Raw genomic sequence first — 19903 nt, 5'->3', positions numbered from 1 at the left:
GGCATTGGTCCTGAAGGAGTGGCATCTTGGCTGGCGATGAGACTGCCTCCGGTTTCGCGCGTCGTGATTTCCTGGCCGCGTCCCTGGCGATGAGCAGCGCGCCGGCGCTGGTGTCGGTCGCGTCCGGCCCGGCCGTGGCGCAGGCCGCCGTCGCGGCGGAGCCGCCCGCTCCGCCGCCCCCGTCCGCGGCCGCTGCGCGAAAAGCGGTGGAGTCGGTGAAGGACGCCGTCCTGCGCATCTCGCGCGAGGTGTGGGCGACGCCGGAGTTGTCGCTGAAGGAGGAGAAGTCCTCGGAGATTCATCTGCGCGAGCTGCGCGCCGCGGGCTTCAGGATTGTCAGCACGGGCACGTCGGGAACCCCCACGGCTTTCGTGGCCGAATGGGCGCAGGGGACGGGCGGCGCCAAGATCGGCTTTTTGCCGGAATACGACGCGCTCCCCGGTCTCGGCAATGCCGCGGAGCCGCGCCAAATCCCCGGGCCGACCGGCGCCGCGGTCGGCCACGGCTGCGGCCACAATCTGCTCGGCGCGGGCTGCACGGGCGCGGCCTTCGCGCTGAAGACGATGATGACGGACGCCGGGACGCCGGGCACCATCCGGGTTTACGGCTGCGCGGCCGAGGAGACCGAGGGCGTCAAGGTCTACATGGCGCGGGACGGCCTGTTTGGCGATCTCGACGCCTGCCTCGCCTGGCATCCGACGCCCGTCACCGGCACGGGCCTGCTGCGCACGGCGGCGGCCGACATGTTCCGCGTCCGGTTCACCGGGCGCTCGGCCCATGCGGGCGTCGCCCCGTGGGAGGGACGCAGCGCGCTGAAGGGCGCCGAGCTGTTCGCCATCGGCGTGAATTTCATGCGCGAGCACATCCAGCCGACGGCGCGGCTGCATTACGTCTTCACGGCCGCGGGCGTCGCCCCCAACGTGGTGCCGGACCATGCCGAGGTGTGGATGACGATCCGCGACAGCGACCGCCAGCGGGTCGTGGCGATGACCGCCTGGGTCCGCCGGATCGCCGAGGGGGCGGCTCTGATGACCGAGACAAAGGCCGAGTTCGATCTGACCTTCGGGATCCACGATCTGCTGCCCAACGCGCCGCTGGCCTCGCACATCCATCGCCATCTCACAGCGGTGGGCATGACCTGGACGGATCAGGAGCAGAGCTTCGCCCGCGCCTGCCAGAAGGAAATGGGACTGCCCGAAGCCGGCATGGCGACGTCGATCCTGCCGCTGCTGCCGGAGAAGACGACCGGCGGTGGCACCGACGTGGGCGACGTCAGCTACAACACGCCGACCGGCCTGTTCGGCTGGGCGACGATGCCGCTGGGCGTCGGGCTCCACACCTGGCCGGTCACGGCCTGCGGCGGCATGTCGATCGGCGACAAGGGGTCGCTCGACTCGGCGCGCGTCATGGCCGGCGTCGGCTTCGACCTGATGACGGATGCGGCCCTGCGCAAGGCCGTGCGGGCGGATTTCGACCATCGCGTCGACGGCCGCACTTATGTCTCGCCGATCCCCAAGGAACGGCTCCGCCCCGACGGCATTCCGGCACACCTGCTGCTGCGGGACGGGACCGGCGAGGTCGTCGACCAGCTTTACCGGCCGTCTTAGGGGAGGGGCCGCTCGGTCCGGGTCTACCGCGCCTCCGCCGGCACGATCGGCTCTGCTGCGGTGACGATCGACTCCGTCGCCGCGACGGTGCGCGGGGGGCGGCCGAGGCTTTTGAGGAAGGCCCGGTAGGTCGGGTGCTGGGCCAGCGCGTCGCCGCCGGCGCTGATCAGGGCGTCGACCTGCTCGACCGGCAGGCGGAAGCGGGTCGGCACCGCATTGAGGGCTGCGGCGCGGGCGGGATCGAGCTGGTTGAAGGCGACCCGGCCGATGAAGCCGTCGAGGTCGCGGCAGTTCCAGCCGGCCGTCGTGCCGCGCAGCCGCTGCACCTCGCCGGCCGACAGGCCGCAGCGCCAGCGGATCAGCTTGTCGCGCCACTGCTGCAGGCTGAGCTGGAAGGCGCTGTAGCCCGACCACACGCTCGAGGCGAGGGCGGCGTTGGTGGAGGCCGCGATCAGCTCGACGCCGGTGGGGCCGTCGAGCGTCTGCGCCCAGGTCCCTTCGGTCGCCTGCTCGGAATCGACGACGATGAACAGGATGCGGCGCATCTTGATGGCATGCGCTGCGGTCAGCGGGCCGTAGGGCGTCTGCGCCGCCTCGCGGGCCACCGTGAAGCTCGACAAGCCGAAATTGTCGACCACGCCGCCGTCGACCAGCTTGACGTAGCGCATCGAGCCGTCGCGATAGCGGGTCATCCCGTTCGCCACCGCCTTCATCATCGGGCTCGCGGTCGGGTCGTCGCGGGCGCGCGCCATCCAGGCCGGCAGCGGCGCGTCGCACTTGTCCGGGAAGGTCTCCAGCACCACCGGCGCGAAGGCGAGCGGCACCGCCGCGGAGGCGGCGACCGCGGCCGAGATCGGGTAGCTCGAAATGTCGCTGCACAGCGCCGCGAAGGTGGTCGGGCTGAACACGAAGGGCGTGCGGTTGTAGATGTCGCTCGCATTGATCACCACCTGCGGGCGGCGGTTCGCCAGCATGGCCCCGAAGGTGGCGCCGCCGAACAGGTTGGCGTCGAGCCAGCGGCGGAACGGCATGTCGCCGTTGATGCCGCCGCCGAAGGCGCGGGCGATGTTGCCGAAGCTGACCGCGGTGTTGAGCGCCGCCTCGGCGTCCTGGATCAGGAACCGTTCGCGGAAGTCGTCGAGCGCGGCGCGGCGCCGCAGGCCGAAATAGGCGGCCGTGACCGAGCCGCCGGACACCCCGGTGACGATGTCGACCCGCTCGAGCAGCGTTCGTGCGTGACCCGAGGACGGCATCTCGGTGCGGGCGAGCTCCTTGAGGACGCCGAACGAGAACGCCGCGGCGCGCGTGCCGCCGCCGGAAAATGCGAGGCCGATCATCACGTCGTCGTCGGACGGAAACTCGGTCGGGCCGGCGTCGCCGAGGAGCGGCGTCGCGGTCGGGACGTTGGCCGGCAGATTCTGGATGTGGGCGCACCCGACCAGGGCGGCGCACAGCACGGCCAGCGCGGCGACGCGACGAGGACTCATCGGAACAACTCTCCCGGCCGCGGTCTCGGCGCGCCCACGTCCGTACAAACCGATGCAATATGGCACCATCGAGGTTACGAGGGCTTTACCGAGCCCGACCGGCGTCGGCATGGCCGGGCGGTACCCCCGCGAGCGGACCGGGGACGGAGCGCGTCACGGTTGCCCCAAAGGGGCCAACCACCGTCCGACGGACGTCGGCGCACGGGCCGTGCCGTGCGCTGGCTGCATGGTCGCAAGGCTTGTGCCGCGGGGAGCGCCGACGTTGTTCGCTTGACTTGCATCCGTCCTTTCAAGAGCGTCCAGAGCGGCTTAGGGCCGGCGCCGATGGCCGAGGCCGACTCGTGAGCGGGTTGGGGGAATCATGGACCACGGCTTCGTTCCGAACGTCTGGTTCGGACTAGACCCGATGGTGGTGTCGACCGCCGTGCTGGTGATGACCTATGCGGTCGTCATCTGGGACAAGCTGAACCGGGCGATCGTCGCCCTGCTCGGCGCCGCCGTCATGATCCTGGTGGGCGCGCTCGACCAGCACGAGGCCCTGAAGGGCGTCGACTGGAACACCATCGGGCTGCTGACCGGGATGATGATCCTGGTGTCGATCTCCCGCCGCTCCGGCATGTTCCAGTATCTCGCCATCTGGGCCGCCAAGAAGGCCAAGGCGCATCCGGGTGGGATCCTGATCCTGCTGCAGATCACCACGGCGGTGCTCTCGGCCTTTCTTGACAACGTCACCACGGTGCTGCTCGTCGTGCCGGTGACCATCGCGATCGTGCGCGAACTCGACGTGCCGGCCTATCCGTATCTGTTCGCCGAGGTGTTCGCCTCCAACATCGGCGGCACCGCGACCCTGATCGGCGATCCCCCCAACATCCTGATCGGTTCGCTCGCCGGCCTCGACTTCAACGCCTTCGTGGTCCATCTCGCGCCCGTCATCGTGGTCGTGATGGCCGCGCAGCTCGTCATGATCCATCTGCTGTGGGGACGCGAGCTGAAATCGACGCCGGCCCGGCAGGCACTGGTGATGGGCATGGACGAGCGGTCGGCGATCGAGGATCCGGTCCTGCTCGAGCAGTCGCTCGCGGTGCTCGGGATCGTCATCGTCGGCTTCGTGCTGGCCCGGCCGCTGCATCTCGAGCCGGCCACCATCGCGATGGGCGGCGCCGCCGTGCTGATGCTGCTCGACAACTGGCAGCACCACGCCGAGAGGCAGTCCGAGAACGTCCACAAGACCTTCGGCGACGTCGAGTGGATCACCATCTTCTTTTTCGTCGGCCTGTTCATCGTGGTGCACGGCGTCGAGGTCGGCGGCCTGCTGGCGCTGCTCGCCAACAAGCTCGTCGCGGCGACCGGCGGCGACATGGCGACGGCCGGCTATGCCATCCTGTGGGCCTCGGCGGTCCTCTCGGCGATCGTCGACAACATCCCGTTCGTCGCCACCATGATTCCGCTGATCAAGAGCATGGCGCCGGCCTATGGCGGCCCCGATGCGATCCTGCCGCTGTGGTGGTGCCTGTCGCTCGGCGCTTGCCTCGGCGGCAACGGCACCCTGATCGGCGCCTCCGCCAACCTGACGGTCGCCGGCATCGCCGACCGCAACGGCGTGCCGTTCCGCTTCGTCACCTACACGCTCTACGCCTTCCCGATGATGCTGGTGTCGATCGCCATCGCCCACGTCTACGTCTGGCTGCGGTATTTCTGAGCTGCGACCCCGCCGGTCCCCGACCGCATCAGCCCGGTGCTCAACAGCGCCAGGCCGGAGACTCGAATATCTCGACCAGAAAGTCGATGAACACGCGCAGCCGCGGCGCGATGCGCTTGCGTTGCTGAAACACCACCGACACGTGGTGGGCGTGCGCCCTTTGATCCGCCATGACCTCGACCAGGCTGCCGTTCCGGAAGTCCGCTCTGGCGTAGTACTCGGCGACCTGGGCGAGGCCGAGCCCCGCCTTGGCGGCCGCGACCAGCGCATCGCCGCTGTTCATGACGAGACTCTTGGCTGCGAGCGGCAGATCGGGAGGCGCCCCGCTCCGGAACAGCCACGTCCGAATCTGTCCATTGCGCGGCCGGCGATAGCGCAGGCACGCATGCCGCGCGAGATCGGCCGGAGTCTGCGGCGCGCCGTGCTCGGCCAGGTATTGCGGCGAGGCGCAGACCACATAGTCAACCGAGGCGAGCTTTCGCACGATCATGCTCGATGACGGCAGCTCGCCGATATGGATGATCGCGTCGAGTCCGGCGCGACTGAGGGCAGGAAGGAAGTCCCCGACCACGATCTCGATCGACACGGTCGGATAGGCGCGGGTGAAGTCCGGCAAATGCGGGATCACGCACACACGAGCGAGCGCCGCCGGCATGCCGATGCGCAGCCGACCGCTCGGCAGGCGTGCCGCTCCGGCGACGCTGATCTCGGCCTGCTCCAGGTCGGCGATGATCCGCTTGCACCGCTGATAGAATTCACGGCCTTCCGCGGTCGGATCGACGCGCCTTGTGGTGCGCTCCAGCAGCCGGACGGCGAGCTTCTGCTCGAGCCGCAGCACGGCCGCGCTCACGGCGGACGTGGTCACGCCGAGGGCGCGAGCGGTCTCGCTGAAGCTGCGGGTCTCGACCACGCTCAGGAACACCAGGATGCCGTGCAGGCGGTCGATGGCAGGACCTCATTGTCAATGCTGCAGTTGAAACTCAGTGAAGCATCCGAAGTCGCCAGGATCCATTAGTCTGGTCCCGTACGCAATCACTCGGCTCCGGACGGCCCGCCCGTCGGCCGTATCCGTGATCTGGGCCGCTAACCGGGAGCGGAAGCAGATGCGATCGACATTCAGGCTCGAAGGCAGGGGCACGCGCAGGAGCGTCCTGACCGGACTCGCGGCGACCATTGCCGCCCTGGCCGGGCGGCCGGCCAAGGCGGCGGACTATCCGACCCGCATCGTCACGCTGATCGTCCCGTCGCCGCCCGGCGGCGGCACCGACACGCAGGCGCGCATCCTGGCGCCCAAGCTGAGCGAGATTCTCGGGCAGGCCATCGTGATCGACAATCGTCCGGGAGCGAGCGGCAATATCGGCGCGCAGGCTGTTTCGAAGGCCCCGCCGGACGGCTACACGCTGCTGGCCATGATCTCGTCGCACGTCATCAATCCCTACGTGCTCAAGGCCGTGCCTTACGACATCGACCGCGACTTCGCGATGATCTCCCGAACCGTGACGGCGCCCGGGGTCCTGGTCGGCAATCCGTCCCTGCCGGCGAAGGATCTGCGCGAGCTGCTCGCCTATCTCAAGGCGAGCCCCGGCAAGGTCGCGTTCGGGTCGGGCGGCACCGGCAGCCTGTCGCATCTGATCGTCGAGCTGTTCCAGCAGGACACCGGGGTGTCGCTGCTGCACGTCCCCTATCGCGGCACGCAGCCGGCCCTGACCGACGTGATCTCGGGGCAGACCTCCCTCATGGTGCCGGACCTGACGATCGCGCTCGAGCAGATCCGGGCCGGTCGCCTGCGTGCGTTCGGGGTCACCAGCGCGACCCGGTCGCCGGCGGCTCCGGAGATCCCCACGCTGGCGGAAGCGGGGCTGCCGGGCTTCGACGCGGTTCAGTGGTTCGGACTGGCGGCACCGGCCGGAACGCCGGCGGCGGCGGTGCGGACCCTCCACGCCGCCGTGGTTCGCGCCTTGCAGGATCCGAAAGTCAAAACCCAGTACACCGACCTCGCCATGACCCCAGACCCCAGCCCCTCGCCGGAGGACTATGCCCGGTTCGTCCGCGAGGAGGGCGTGCGCTGGCGGAAGGTGGTCGAGGATGCACGGATAGCGCCCGAGTAACGGCCGTTCGGCCGGCGGCTCGGAAACCGAGAGCCGAACGATCGCCGCGGATCGCAAGACAGACAGGAGAAGAGATGACGCTCGTCCTCAGAGGCGTGATGCAGAGCCCGGTGACGCCGCTGAAGGACGACTTCAGCCCCGACTACGAGACGTTCGAGCGCCTGGTCGACTTCCACGTTCGGACCGGCGCCACCGCGATCTCCTGGCCGCATCACAAGGCCGAATCGCACAATCTCACCATCGCCGAGCGCAAGGCGCTGGCCGAGGTGGCGATCAAGGCGGTCGCCGGACGGGTCCCGGTCTCCATCCATGTCAGCGCGCTGGCGGTCGAGGACACGTTCGACCTCGCCCGGCACGCGCAGCAGTCGGGTGCCGATGCGATCATCGCGATCACCCCCTACTTCTGGAAGTATCCGCCGGAGGTCATCTACGAGCATTTCGTGCGTCTCGGCACCACCATCGACCTGCCGCTCATCGCCTACAACTCGCCGAGCTATCTCGACGGGATCGAGTTCACCGGGGAGCTGACCGCACGCCTGATCGAGCGGCTGCCGAACTTCATCGGCATGAAGGACGCGAGCTTCGACAGCGAGAAGTTCTTCGAGATTTTGCGGGCGGCGCTGCCGTTGCGGCCGGACTTCGCCATGATCGCCGGGGTCGAGTATCTGCTGCCGTCGGTCGCGCTCGGGGGCGCCGGCTCCTATTCGTCCGCCGGCGCCATCTGCCCCAATCTCTGCGTCGCCCTCTACGAGGCCTGTGCGGCCGGCGACTGGCCGCACGCCCGCGAGCTCCAGTACAAGCTGTCACAGCTCTGGCAGTTGTTCCGCGATCAGTATCCGTCGTCGCTCAAGGGCGGCATGGTGATCATGGGACGCTCGGTCGGTCCGACCCGCCCGCCTCTGCCCACCGCCTCGGCGGAGCGCATCGCCTTCATCGAGAAGCGTCTCGTCGAGCTCGGCATCGTCGAGACCGAGCCGCACGGCTGGTGAGAGAGGACAGATCATGACTGCAATCCGGTTCGGTCTGGTTCATGCCCCACTCACTCCGTTCACGGGCGATCGCGCGATCGATTACGCGTGTTATGCCCGGCTGATCGATTTCCATCTCCATCACGGGGCCGAAGGCCTGGCGCTGCCGATGCATGTCGGCGAGTCGGTCAGTCTCTCGGTCGAGGAGCGCAAGGCGCTGCTGGCGTTCGCCCTCGCGCAGGTGCGCGGCCGCGTGCCCGTGATCGTCAATGTCAGCGAGGCCGGCACCGCCATCGCGGCGTCGCTCGCCGCACATGCCCGCGAGGCGGGCGCTGCGGCCGTGATCGCCTCGGTCCCGTATTACTGGACGCCGCCGCAATCCATGCTGGTCGAGCACTTTGCGGCGATCGGCGCCGCGGCAGGGCTGCCCTTCCTGGTCTACAATGCACCGACCGAGATGGCCGACGTGACGTTCTCCCCCAAGTCCGTCGTCGACCTGCTCCAGCGGCTGCCGACCTTCGCCGGGCTGATCGATTCGAGCCTCGACTGGCAATACATGATCGAGGTGGTGACGGTGGCGCGGGCGGTCAGGCCGGACTTCCAGTTCGTGTCCGGCACCGAATACATGATCTCGGCCGGTGCGATCGGCGCGACCGGGCTGCTGTCCTCGCTCTCCGGCGTGGCACCCCGGCTCGTTCGCACTCTCTACGATCTCTGCCGGGCCGAAAAATTCCGTGAGGCGCGGCCGGCGCAGGAAGATGCCGCGATCCTGTTCAGGGCGCTTCGCGACCTCGGGCCGGCCGGGGTGAAGGCGGCGGCCCGGGGCAGGGGGCGGGACTGCGGACGACCGCGCCCGCCGCTCCCGGCGCTCGACGAGGCCCAGACGCGGTCGTTGATGACCAGCCTGTCGGCCGTCAAGAGCCTGGACGCGGAGCCGCGAGACTGGCTCTGACCCGACGGCCCGACCCGACGGAGGATGCGCGGTGAACGATCAGAAGAAGCCGGTCGCGATCGTCACCGGCGCGTCCTACGGCGTCGGAGCGGCCACGGCGCGCGCCTTGGCAGAAGCCGGCTTCGCCCTGGTGCTGACCGCGACGCGTGCCGAGAACCTTGGGGAGACCGTCGCGTCGCTCGCGGACATGGCACCCGTCGCCGCGGTCGGGCTCGACCTCGCGTCGCAGGCCAGCATCGACACGGTGGTGCCGGCGGCCCTGGCGCAGTTCGGCCGGATCGACCTCCTGGTCAACAATGCGGGCCGGAACCTCCGCCGGAAGGCGGTCGACGTCACCCGCCGGGATTGGGACGACCTGATCGGCGCCAATCTGACGGGAACCTTCTTCCTGACCCAGCAGGTCGGCCGACACCTGATCGCCCAGGCCAGCGGAGGCCGGATCGTCACCATCGCGTCGGTTCACGGGCTGGTCGGCGCCGGCGAGCGGTCCGTCTACGGGATCAGCAAGGCGGGGCTGCTGCAGATGACCCGGATGCTGGCGGTCGAATGGGCCGACCACGGCATCACGGTCAATGCGATCGCGCCGGGCCGGCTCGATACGCCGTCGCCGTCGCGGGCCGGTACCGGGACGGATCCGGCCTATATGGCGGCGATGCTGACGCGCATTCCCCTGCATCGCCTCGCCACCGCCGAGGAGGTCGCCGCCGCGGTCGTTTTCCTGGCGGGTGCGGCCGCCGCGTCGATCACGGGCCAGACCCTGGTGATCGATGGCGGCCTGACGGTCGTCTGAGGCCGCGGTTCAGCGGGCGTCCGCCAGCCGCCCCACCACGTCGTCGGCGAGCGACAGCGCGCTGGTGAGGCCGGGCGACTCGATCCCGAACAGGTTGACCAGGCCGGGCAGGCCGTGCTCGGCCGGGCCCTCGATCAGGAAGTCGGCGGCGGGCTCGCCCGGACCGGTCAGCTTGGGACGGATGCCGCAATAGTCGGGCGTGAGCGTGCCGTCGGGCAGGGCCGGGAAATAGGTGCGGATGCTGGCGTAGAAAGCGTCGGCCCGGCGCGGGTCGACGTCGTAGCTCTCGGTCTCGATCCATTCGACGTCGGGCCCGAACCGCATGCGGCCGGCGAGGTCGAGCGTGACATGGGTGCCGAGCCCGCCCTCGACCGGGGTCGGATAGATCAGTCGGGAGAACACCGGTCGGCCCGTGTATTGGAAGTAGTTTCCCTTGGAGAGCACCAGCCGCGGTAGGCGCTCGGTCGGATAGCCCTCGGTCGCCAGCGCCAGCCGCTGGGCGCCGAGGCCGGCGGCGTTGACGACCGCGTCGACCGTCAGGGTGCCGGGCTCGGCACCGCCGAAGCGTACCTCCCACCCCGCCGCGCCGTGCGACATGCGCTCGACCGGCGTGCGGAACGCGACCGCGCCGCCGGCGTCCTCGAGGTCGCCCTGGAACGCCAGCATGAGCCGGTGGCTGTCGACGATGCCGGTTTCCGGCGACAGCGCGGCGGCGACGCAGGCGAGCGCCGGCTCCAGCCGCTTGGCCTCGGCAGCGGTCAGCAGGGTCATACCCTCGACGCCGTTCTTGGCGGCCTGGGCGCACAGCATGTCGATTTTCCCGAGCTCCGCCTCGCGGGTGGCGACCAGGAGCTTGCCGCACTTGCGGTGGGGGATGCCGTGGGCGTCCGCATAGGCGTAGAGCAGCCGCCGGCCGCGCACGCAGTGGAACGCCCGCACCGAGCCGGGCGGGTAGTAGATGCCGGCGTGGATCACCTCGCTGTTGCGCGACGACGTGCCGGTGCCGATGGCTCCGGCCGCTTCCGCGACGACCACATCGTGCCCGGCGAGCGCCGCCGCCCGCGCCACCGCGAGCCCGATCACCCCGGCGCCGACCACCAGAACCTGCATGCGGTCCTCCCCGCCGCACCCTTCGGCGGGTGGCGGCCGGCCCGTCCGCTAACATCCCGGCCGGGCGGCCGCAATCGTCGCCGGCGTCCACGCGTCTCGGGCCGGCGGGAGCCGGCGAGATTGTTCGCAGCCCCCTACCGTCGCCGGCCGACCGTTCCCACATTCCTTGCGAGAGGTGCGGCGCCTTCCGGGGCCGTGCCGTTTGGTACATTGGCGCGCTTGCGCGCCCTGTGACGATGGTCCCCTCGCGCCTTCGGGGCGGGCGGGCCAGGCCGAGGGAGAAGTTCATGAATTTCGACAAATACACCGACCGGGCCCGCGGATTCGTTCAATCGGCCCAATCGCTTGCTCTTCGCGAGGGGCACCAGCAGTTCGCCCCCGAGCACATGCTCAAGGTTCTGCTCGACGACCCGGAGGGCCTTGCCTCTGGGCTGATCGACCGCGCCGGCGGTCGCTCGCGCGACGTCCTCATGGCTGTCGAAGGGGCGCTGAAGAAGCGGCCCAAGGTCGCCGGCAGCGGCGCCGGCCAGCTCTATATCGACCCGGCGCTGGCGCGGGTGTTCGACACCGCCGAGAAGGCGGCCGAGAAGGCCAAGGACTCGTTCGTCACGGTCGAGCGGCTGCTGCTCGCTCTGGCGATCGAGAAGGACACCGAGGCGGGCCGGGCGCTCGCCGCGGCGGGCGTGACGCCGCAAAACCTCAACGCCGCCATCGAGGCGCTGCGCAAGGGCCGCACCGCCGATTCGAGCTCGGCCGAGAACGCCTATGACGCGCTGAAGAAATACGCGCGCGACCTCACCCAGGCGGCCCGCGACGGCAAGATCGATCCGGTCATCGGCCGCGACGAGGAGATCCGCCGGACGATTCAAGTTCTGTCGCGGCGGACCAAGAACAACCCCGTGCTGATCGGCGAGCCCGGCGTCGGCAAGACGGCGATCGTCGAGGGCTTGGCGCAGCGCATCGTCAACGGCGACGTCCCCGAAAGCCTCCACGACAAGAAGCTCCTGGCCCTCGACATGGGCGCGCTCATCGCGGGCGCAAAATATCGCGGCGAGTTCGAGGAGCGCCTGAAGGCCGTGCTGCAGGAGGTCACCTCCTCGGACGGCGGCATCATCCTGTTCATCGACGAGATGCACACGCTGGTCGGCGCCGGCAAGGCCGAGGGGGCGATGGACGCCTCCAACCTCTTGAAGCCCGCGCTCGCCCGCGGCGAGCTGCACTGCATCGGCGCCACCACGCTCGACGAGTTCAAGAAGCACGTCGAGAAGGACGCCGCGCTGGCCCGCCGGTTCCAGCCCGTCTTCGTCGCCGAGCCGACCGTCGAGGACACCATCTCGATTCTTCGCGGGCTCAAGGAGAAGTACGAGGCCCATCACGGCGTGCGCATCACCGATGCGGCGATCGTCGCGGCCTCGACCCTGTCGAACCGCTACATCACCGACCGCTTCCTGCCCGACAAGGCGATCGACCTGGTCGACGAGGCGGCGGCGCGGCTGAAGATGCAAGTCGACTCCAAGCCCGAGGAGCTCGACACGATCGACCGCGAGATCATCCGGCTGAAGATCGAGCAGGAGGCGCTCAAGAAGGAGCACGATCCCGGATCTCGTGCGCGGCTCGGTGCGCTGGAGACCGAGCTCGCCGCACTGGAGAAGCAGTCGGCCGATCTCACCAGCCGCTGGAAGGCCGAGAAGGAAAAGCTCTCCGACGCCCAGAAGCTGAAGACCGAGCTCGACCAGCTTCGCGTCGAGCTGGCCAACGCCCAACGGCGCGGCGAGTTCCAGCGCGCCGGCGAGCTCGCCTATGGCCGCATCCCGGAGATCGAGCGGAAGCTCGCCGCCAGCGAGGCGGCCGAAGCCAACGGCGCCATGGTCGAGGAGGCCGTGACGGCGGACCATATCGCCCAGGTGGTGTCGCGCTGGACCGGCGTGCCGGTCGACCGCATGCTGGAGGGCGAAAAGGCGAAGCTCCTCAAGATGGAGGACAGCCTCGCCCGCCGCGTCGTCGGCCAGACCGAGGCGGTGCATGCGGTGGCGACCGCGGTGCGCCGGGCCCGCGCCGGCCTGCAGGATCCGAACCGGCCGATCGGCTCGTTCATGTTCCTGGGTCCGACCGGCGTCGGCAAGACCGAGCTGACCAAGGCCTTGGCCGAGTTCCTGTTCGACGACGAGCAGGCGATGGTGCGCCTCGACATGTCGGAATACATGGAGAAGCACTCGGTCGCCCGGCTGATCGGCGCGCCGCCCGGCTATGTCGGCTACGAGGAGGGCGGGGCGCTGACCGAAGCGGTGCGGCGGCGGCCCTATCAGGTGATCCTGTTCGACGAGATCGAGAAGGCGCATCCGGACGTCTTCAACGTGCTGCTGCAGGTTTTGGACGACGGCCGCCTGACCGACGGGCAGGGCCGCACCGTCGACTTTCGCAACACGCTGATCATCATGACGTCCAATCTCGGCTCGCAGTTCCTGGTCGACCAGGCCGAGGGCGAGGACTCGGACGCCGTCAAGGATCAGGTGATGGCGGTGGTGCGGATGTCGTTCCGCCCCGAGTTCCTCAACCGCGTCGACGAGATCATCCTGTTCCACCGGCTCAAGCGCGAGCAGATGGGGCGGATCGTCGAGATCCAGCTCGTTCGGCTGCAGAAGCTTTTGGACGACCGCAAGATCAAGCTGACGCTCGACGCCCGCGCCAAGGAATGGCTCGCCGACAAGGGCTACGACCCGGCCTACGGGGCGCGGCCGCTCAAGCGGGCGATCCAGAAGGCCCTGCAGGACCCGCTCGCCGAGCTGATCCTGTCCGGCAAGATCAAGGACGAGGAGGCCGTGAAGGTGACGGCCGGCAAGAACGGCCTAGCCTTCAACGGCGAGACGGTGGCCCGGGCGGCGTAACGTCGTCGCAGTTGTTGCGATGGGAGAGCGGTCGGGCCCCGGTGTCCCGGCCGCTTTTTATTGCGCGGCAGGGCACTCGTCGGGGGACATTCACGCCGCCGTCGTTCTGACAGCGACTTCACGGGCAGGCGAAAAACCGCAAGGTCGCTGGCGATCCGGGCGGCTCGCTCGAAGTCATCCTTCGCGGCCGCGTTGCGGTGATCCGCCTCGCTCAGCGTGCCGAGATCGGAGGCCGAGCTCCGACAGAAATATGCCATCGGCAGGACGCCGCGGCTGTGCTTCGCGGCCATGGCCGGGTGGATCGACTATGCACGATCACGTCAGCGTCCTGGGCCGACGCCTCGACCGGAGCGGAGGTCGTGGAGGCGCGCGGCGGTGCGAGCGTTGCAGGACCATGCTCCGACATGCGCGACCATCTACGATCTGTTATCGCCGACTCGATCCGGTGCCGTCCGGCGGTCCTGTTCACGATCGACGTGGTCAGCGTGTCGTCCGCCTCAGGTTGGCGATCTGGCGGAAGAAGTCCCATTTCGGCTGGGCGGGGCTCCCCAGCAGGCTCGCATTCGCGGGAACGTTCGAGATGACGCCGGCCTGGGCCCCGATTCGCGCGCTCGTTCCGACATGCAGGTGCCCTGCGAACGCCGCCTGGCCACCGACCTGCACGAAATCCTCCAGGGTCGTCGAGCCCGAGATGCCCACCTGAGCGACGATCACGCAACATCGACCGAGGGTGACGTTGTGGCCGATCTGCACGAGGTTATCGAGGCGCGATCCCGCTCCGATCACGGTGTCTCGCGCGGATCCCCGGTCGATCGTCGTGTTGGCGCCGATCTCGACGTCGTCCTGAATGACGACACGTCCGAGCTGGGGAACGGTCAGGAAGCCGTCTTTCGCCATGGCAAATCCAAAGCCTTCCTGCCCGATCCTGGCTCCCGGATAGACGTACACGCGCTCGCCCAGCAGCGCGTGGCTCACCGTGGCATTGGCCCCGATGCGGCTGTCCCGGCCGACGACCACGCCGCTGCCGATGACCGTGCATGGGCCGATCCGACAGCAAGGTCCGATGATCGCTCCGCTCTCGATGACACAGAGCGGCCCGATCTCGGCGGACGGATCGACGACAGCGCTCTCGGCGACGACAGAGCTCGGATGGATGCCGGGAGACACCGGGGACGACGGATGGAAGAGGGCCGCGACCCGTGCCCAGCTCGCGTAGGGATCGGCGCTCCGGATCGGAACCGCAGACCGCGGGACGAGCTCGTGCATGTCGGAGTGCACGATCACGGCGCCGGCACTGGTCAGTTCGAGCTCGGACAAATAGCGGCGGCTGGTGAGAAAGCTCACATCGGTCGGACCTGCCGTCTGCAGGGGTGCGACCCCGTCGAGCAGGAGGTCGCGCTCCGGCGCGACACCGCCGGCTGCCTTCACCACCTCGGCCAGCGAATGCGGTCCGTTACTTGCGAAGAACCGGGGATCGCCGGTGACGGAATCGATCATGCTGTCGCACTTTCGCGAGATGTTGCTGGTGCAGTCGAACGAGCCGAGGAAGCGCGAGATCGAGCCTCGCGCCGCGGCCGGTTCGACCGGGGCCGTGCGCCACGGTATCGGTCCGCAGGACTCGCATGTGGATCGAAGGGATCGGCTCGCTTCGGCGCCGATACGCTCGTATGGCAGGCCTTCGTGGCGGAGACGTGATGGGTTCTTTGCCGCGTGTTTCCGCAGTTCAGGTCCCTCGACGACCACGGCGTCGAGAGCTTCGGAGCGTTGGACGAAGTGCGCGCGATGCGGCAGGCGTGAATAAAAAAGGCGCCCCGCCGAAGCGGGGCGCCGTGGATGTCGACGAACCTCGACGGTGCCTTCACACGTGCTCGGCCGCTCCCGCCACGCCGGCGGCCTCGGTCTTGGCTTTCTCGGCGGTGCCCATCCCGTTGAAGAAGGCGTTGAGCGCTACCGAGACGATGGCGGCGAGCAGGATGCCGGACTCGAGCAGCGGGTGCAGGCTGTGCGGCAGCGCTTTGAAGAAGTTCGGCGACACCAGCGGGATCATGCCGAAGCCGACCGACAAGGCGACGACGAACAGGTTGAAGCGGTTGCCCTTGAAGTCGACCGCGGTGAGGATGCGGGCGCCGGTCGCCGCCACCATGCCGAACATGACGAGGCCGGCGCCGCCGAGCACGACCTGCGGCACCGCCTCGACCAGCGCCGACATCTTGGGCAGCAAGCCGAGCAGCAGCATGATGACGCCGCCCGCCGCCGTCACCCAGCGCGACCGAATGCCGGTGACCCCGACCAGGCCGACATTCTGCGAGAACGAGGTGTAGGGGAACGTGTTGAAGATGCCGCCCAGGAGCGTGCCGACGCCGTCGGCGCGCAGGCCGCGGGAGAGCGCCTTCTGGTCGATCGTGCGGCCCGTCATCTCGCCGAGCGCCAGGAACATGCCGAGCGACTCGATCATCACGACGATCATCACGATGCACATCGTGACGATGGGGACGAGGTGGAACTGCGGCATGCCGTATCGGAACGGCACCACCACGTCCACCCAGGCGGCCGAGACCACCTTCTCGAAATGCATCACGCCGAGCGCGGTCGCCAGGACCGCCCCCGCGATGATGCCGAGCAGCACGGCGATGTTGGCCAGGAAGCCCTTGCCCCATTTGATCAGGGCCAGGATCACCAGCATGACGAACAGCGCGATGCCGAGCCCCGGAAGCTGGCCGTATCCTGGATTGGGGAACGCGCCCGGCACGCCGTCGACCACGCGGGTGAGGGTGGGCAGGCCGCCGCCCGCCCAGTTGATGCCGACCCGCATCAGCGAAATGCCGATCACCATGATGATGGTGCCGGTGACGACCGGCGGGAACAGCGGCAGCAGCCGGCTGATGAACGGCGCCACCAGGATGCCGAACAGGCCGGCCGCGATCACCGAGCCGTAGATGCCCAAGAGCCCGATGTCGGGCGAGGCCGCCATCGCCAGCATGGGGCCGACCGAGGCGAAGGTGACGCCCATCATGACGGGCAGTCGGATGCCGACGCCGGGGAAGCCGACGCACTGCACCAGCGTGGCGAGGCCGCATGCGAACAGGTCGGCGCTGATCAGGAACGCGACATCCTCGGGGGGCAGCTTCAGGGCGCGGCCGATGATCAGCGGCACCGCCACGGCGCCCGCATACATCACCAGGACGTGCTGCAGCCCGAGCGTGAGCAGCCGCGGAATGGGCAACATTTCTTCGACGGGATCGATGGCGCGCTGCAAGGTCTCCCCCTCACGTTGAAGGCATCGGACGAAGCGACAGGCACGGCATGTGCCAGATCGCGGTCGCGCAGAATCTGCGCCGCTGTTCGCATGCGCTAAGCAGTCCGCCGCAGGATGCGGCAGAGCGGGCGAGCATGATCATGTTTTGGGAGCAGATGCGTCCGAGAATTTACGGAGAGGGCCTTACCGGCTGCTCTGCGCGACGCGGGCGGGGCTCTGGCCCATCATGCCGTTGATCCGGTCGCGCTCGCGCTCGAAGCTCGCCAGCGCCGGGCCGTCGAGCACGCGGCCGCGCGGCAGCCGCACCCGCATCGGGTCGACCAGGCGGCCATTGACCAGGATCTCGTAGTGGAGATGCGCACCGGTCGACAGGCCGGTCGAGCCGACGAAGCCGATCACCTGACCCTGGCGGACCTTGGTGCCGATGTCCATGCCGCGCGCATAGGCGGTCATGTGTCCGTAGGCGGTCTCGTAGCCGTTGGCGTGGCGGATGCGGATGTACTTGCCGTAGCCCGACTCCCAGCCGACCTTCTCGAGCGTGCCGTTGCCGGAGGCGAAGATCGGCGTGCCCATCGGGGCCGCCCAGTCCACGCCGGTGTGCATCTTGGTGTAGCCGAGGATCGGATGGTGCCGCGAGCCGAAGCCCGAGCGCATGATGCCGTTGGGGACCGGCTTGCGAACCAGGAACTTCTTCGCGCTCTTGCCGGTCTCGTCGTAATAGTCGACGACGCCGTCGTCGGGGGCCTGGTAGCGGTAGAACTTCTTCGCCTCGCCGCCGACCACCAGGCCGGCATAGAGAACCTCGGTCTTGCCGCCGGGATCGTCCTCGCCGGCATAGACCACCTCGAACGAGTCGCCGGCCTGCGCCTTGCGCTGGAAATCGACGTCATAGGAGTAGATGCGGACCAGGTCCTCGATGACCGGGCGCGGGATGTTGTTGCGCAGCGAGGTCTCGTAGAGGCTCTGATAGAGGCGCACGCCGGTGCCGTCGTCGTCCTCCTCGACCTCGGTGACCTGCTGGGTCATCGCGCTCTGGACGTCGACGGATACGTATTTTCCAAGGTCCGAAAGAGCGACGACGGCCTCGGTGGCCGTTTCGCCGATCAGAACGACTCGCGCCGGTTGAGCACGGCCGCCTGCTCCGGGCGACAGCAGCACCCGCAGCTTCTGGCCTTCCTTGAGGGCGCTGTCGCGGCCGCGCGGCCCGAGCAGGGCGGCGATCGCCTTGATCTCTTCGGGCGTGGCGCCGAGCTCGCGCAGGATCGAGCCGACCGTGTCACCCTTCTTGACGGGCAGCACGCGCTCGTTCGCCGCCGCGCCGCCGGTCGCCTGGGCGGCCGTCTTCGGCAGCAGCGTGATGTTCTCGGGAACGATGCGGGCCTCGAAGCCCGCATAGGGATCGATATCGCCTTCGACCGCATAGGCGAGCCGGGTGGCGCCGGTGAGATCGGCCGAGGCGTAGCGGGTCTGGCCGGCGCCGGTCCAGTTGGCGGCCTCGCGCACGCGGCCGAGAATGTCCTCGAGCGGCACCGAGACGGCGATCTTGGCGCGCGGCAGGACGCTGCCGAGGTCGCGGGTCACATAGGTGACCTCGGCGTCGGGGGCGGCGCTCGCCAAGTCTTCGCTGGCCGATGCGTTGGCGCCGGGCTCGGCGATCAGCTTCTGCGGGTTGAAGGGCGGGATGCTGGCGGAGGCTTCGCTCAGCGACAGCGACAGGTTGGCGCCGACCCGCACATAAGGCCGGACTCGCACCATCTCGCGGTCACCGATGCGGGCCGTGGTGGAGACCCGGATGACCTGGCGGGCCGCGACCGACTCGGTGACGGCCGGCAGACGGTCGCCCTTGCGCATGCCGGTGCGTTCGCCCTGGCTGCCGAGGGTGCCGCGCAGGCCCGCCTCGAAGCGCTCCGGGCTGGCCGCGAAGTTGGCCTCGCCGTCGAGCGCCGCGAACACGGCGCCACCCATCAGGGCAGCCCCGCAAAGACCCGTCAAAATGGTGGCGCTGAACCACTGGACCGAGATGCGGCGGCGGTCGAGCTCGCCGACCTCGCCGTCGACCGACAGCGGCGGCTCGTTGCCGAGATCGATGGCCACGGAACCCGGTCCCGGCCGATACGATCCGCGCGGCCTGCCTTGATCCACTGCCCCGGTTCCCCCTCGTCGAACGGCCCTGGCGAGCCGTCCTCCATCCCCGATCCGGCACCGCCCCCCGGCGGTGCGCGCCCGGCCGTCGCCGCCTCGTGCGGCCCGGACCCGGACGTCTGGCGGCGCGTCGTCTCACGCCGTCGGATCCCGGAATGGAACCCTTTACCCGTAACCGCCACAATCGCCAGACGTTTGTGGCCGCATTGGGGCTTCGCCCGTGCCCTCGGTAAAGACCCGCGCCGGTGGTGCGCCGGCGACACAGTTTTGGGCTGCCGCCTCGCTTCGGACGGTCCGATCGCCGGACTGACGGTGCCGGAGCGGTGCTCTCCCCGCGAGGTCGCGTCAGGCGACATGGCCCCCCGGGCCGCCGGCGATGTCGCAATCGGCATCGGAGGGGCATCGGCGGTCCCGCAGGCCGGACTTGTCTGGACACCTGTCGGGGCGCCAAGCCGACGAGATCATCCGGCTAGGCCCGGCGGCCGGACTCGTGCCGGCAGGGCGTCGAACGGATCGCGGCGGGACGCGGCGTTCCGGGCCGAAACGACGGCCGGGAGCAATACGGCGCCATCGTCGGGGGTGGCCGCACCCGCTCGACGAACTTCGCAACTGCGAAGGGCGGGCCCCGGCGCGCGGCCGGGGCCCGCCGTCCGGCACAGCCGGCGCCCGGCGCGGTGGCGGCGCCAAATCGTCCGGCCCGTTCAGGGGCCTCCTCAGAGGGCGCCGCCAGTCCATTTAGGTCGTCCCAAAGGGTTGCGGCCCCGCTATCGGTCAGCCTTGCTGTCCGACTCCCAACAGATTGTTAGCACAGCGGAAAATCGGATGACGAAAATTCCGTGAAATCGCAGTTGACATCGGAGTTTGCGGGGGGCATATAAGCGTCATCACGGGCCGCCGCC

The 19903-nt window shown here is 69.1% G+C and carries 13 protein-coding genes; 7 read left to right on the top strand and 6 right to left on the bottom strand.

All coding sequences use genetic code 11. The features are described 5' to 3' along the window. Positions 1-26: 26 nt before the first annotated feature. Positions 27-1607: an amidohydrolase gene (locus HXX10_RS26445; RefSeq protein WP_296526316.1), complete on the top strand. Its 1581-nt coding sequence runs from the start codon at positions 27-29 to the stop codon at positions 1605-1607. Between the two features lie 23 nt (positions 1608-1630). Here HXX10_RS26445 and HXX10_RS26440 read toward each other — a convergent pair whose 3' ends face one another. Then, entirely contained in the window at positions 1631-3094 is a 1464-nt protein-coding gene (locus HXX10_RS26440) for a patatin-like phospholipase family protein (protein WP_296526315.1), read from the bottom strand. Positions 3095-3455: 361 nt separating this feature from the next. Here HXX10_RS26440 and HXX10_RS26435 point away from each other — a divergent pair, with 361 nt between their 5' ends. Further along, entirely contained in the window at positions 3456-4793 is a 1338-nt protein-coding gene (locus HXX10_RS26435) for an ArsB/NhaD family transporter (protein WP_296526314.1), read from the top strand. 40 nt (positions 4794-4833) lie between these two features. On the opposite strand, the gene HXX10_RS26430 is transcribed toward HXX10_RS26435, so the two are convergent. Next, a complete protein-coding gene (locus HXX10_RS26430; RefSeq protein ID WP_296526313.1) occupies positions 4834-5715 on the bottom strand; it encodes a LysR family transcriptional regulator in 882 nt (293 codons plus the stop codon). 181 nt (positions 5716-5896) lie between these two features. Here HXX10_RS26430 and HXX10_RS26425 point away from each other — a divergent pair, with 181 nt between their 5' ends. The 4 genes from HXX10_RS26425 (at position 5897) to HXX10_RS26410 (ending at position 9611) form a co-directional block, all read left to right on the top strand. Continuing rightward, positions 5897-6901 (top strand): tripartite tricarboxylate transporter substrate binding protein, encoded by a 1005-nt coding sequence (locus tag HXX10_RS26425; protein ID WP_296526312.1) that lies wholly within the window; start codon positions 5897-5899, stop codon positions 6899-6901. Between the two features lie 74 nt (positions 6902-6975). Then, a complete protein-coding gene (locus HXX10_RS26420; protein ID WP_296526311.1) occupies positions 6976-7890 on the top strand; it encodes a dihydrodipicolinate synthase family protein in 915 nt (304 codons plus the stop codon). 13 nt (positions 7891-7903) lie between these two features. Then, positions 7904-8821, top strand: a complete 918-nt coding sequence (locus HXX10_RS26415) for a dihydrodipicolinate synthase family protein (RefSeq protein WP_296526310.1) — start codon at positions 7904-7906, stop codon at positions 8819-8821. A 31-nt stretch (positions 8822-8852) separates the two neighbouring features. Continuing rightward, entirely contained in the window at positions 8853-9611 is a 759-nt protein-coding gene (locus HXX10_RS26410) for an SDR family NAD(P)-dependent oxidoreductase (protein ID WP_296526309.1), read from the top strand. Positions 9612-9620: 9 nt separating this feature from the next. On the opposite strand, the gene HXX10_RS26405 is transcribed toward HXX10_RS26410, so the two are convergent. Beyond that, positions 9621-10721, bottom strand: a complete 1101-nt coding sequence (locus HXX10_RS26405) for an NAD(P)/FAD-dependent oxidoreductase (RefSeq protein ID WP_296526308.1) — start codon at positions 10719-10721, stop codon at positions 9621-9623. Positions 10722-11008: 287 nt separating this feature from the next. Here HXX10_RS26405 and clpB point away from each other — a divergent pair, with 287 nt between their 5' ends. Continuing rightward, positions 11009-13606, top strand: coding sequence for an ATP-dependent chaperone ClpB (gene clpB, locus HXX10_RS26400; RefSeq protein WP_296526307.1), 2598 nt, complete (start codon positions 11009-11011; stop codon positions 13604-13606). A gap of 480 nt (positions 13607-14086) precedes the next feature. Here the strand turns inward: clpB and lpxD are convergent, their stop codons facing one another. The 3 genes from lpxD to HXX10_RS26385 form a co-directional block, all read right to left on the bottom strand. After that, complete coding sequence (gene lpxD / locus HXX10_RS26395; RefSeq protein WP_296526306.1) at positions 14087-15103, bottom strand: UDP-3-O-(3-hydroxymyristoyl)glucosamine N-acyltransferase; 1017 nt, start codon at positions 15101-15103, stop codon at positions 14087-14089. A 361-nt stretch (positions 15104-15464) separates the two neighbouring features. Beyond that, positions 15465-16832 carry a nucleobase:cation symporter-2 family protein gene (locus HXX10_RS26390; protein ID WP_296526305.1) on the bottom strand — a complete coding sequence of 456 codons (1368 nt, stop codon included), beginning with the start codon at positions 16830-16832 and terminating at the stop codon, positions 15465-15467. Positions 16833-17045: 213 nt separating this feature from the next. Beyond that, a complete protein-coding gene (locus HXX10_RS26385) occupies positions 17046-18956 on the bottom strand; it encodes a peptidoglycan DD-metalloendopeptidase family protein (protein WP_296526304.1) in 1911 nt (636 codons plus the stop codon). Positions 18957-19903 lie beyond the last annotated feature (947 nt).

Source organism: Rhodoplanes sp. (assembly GCF_013377085.1).
In the GTDB taxonomy this organism is placed as follows: Bacteria; Pseudomonadota; Alphaproteobacteria; order Rhizobiales; family Xanthobacteraceae; genus Rhodoplanes.
This window is presented reverse-complemented; position numbering and strand designations above follow the sequence as displayed.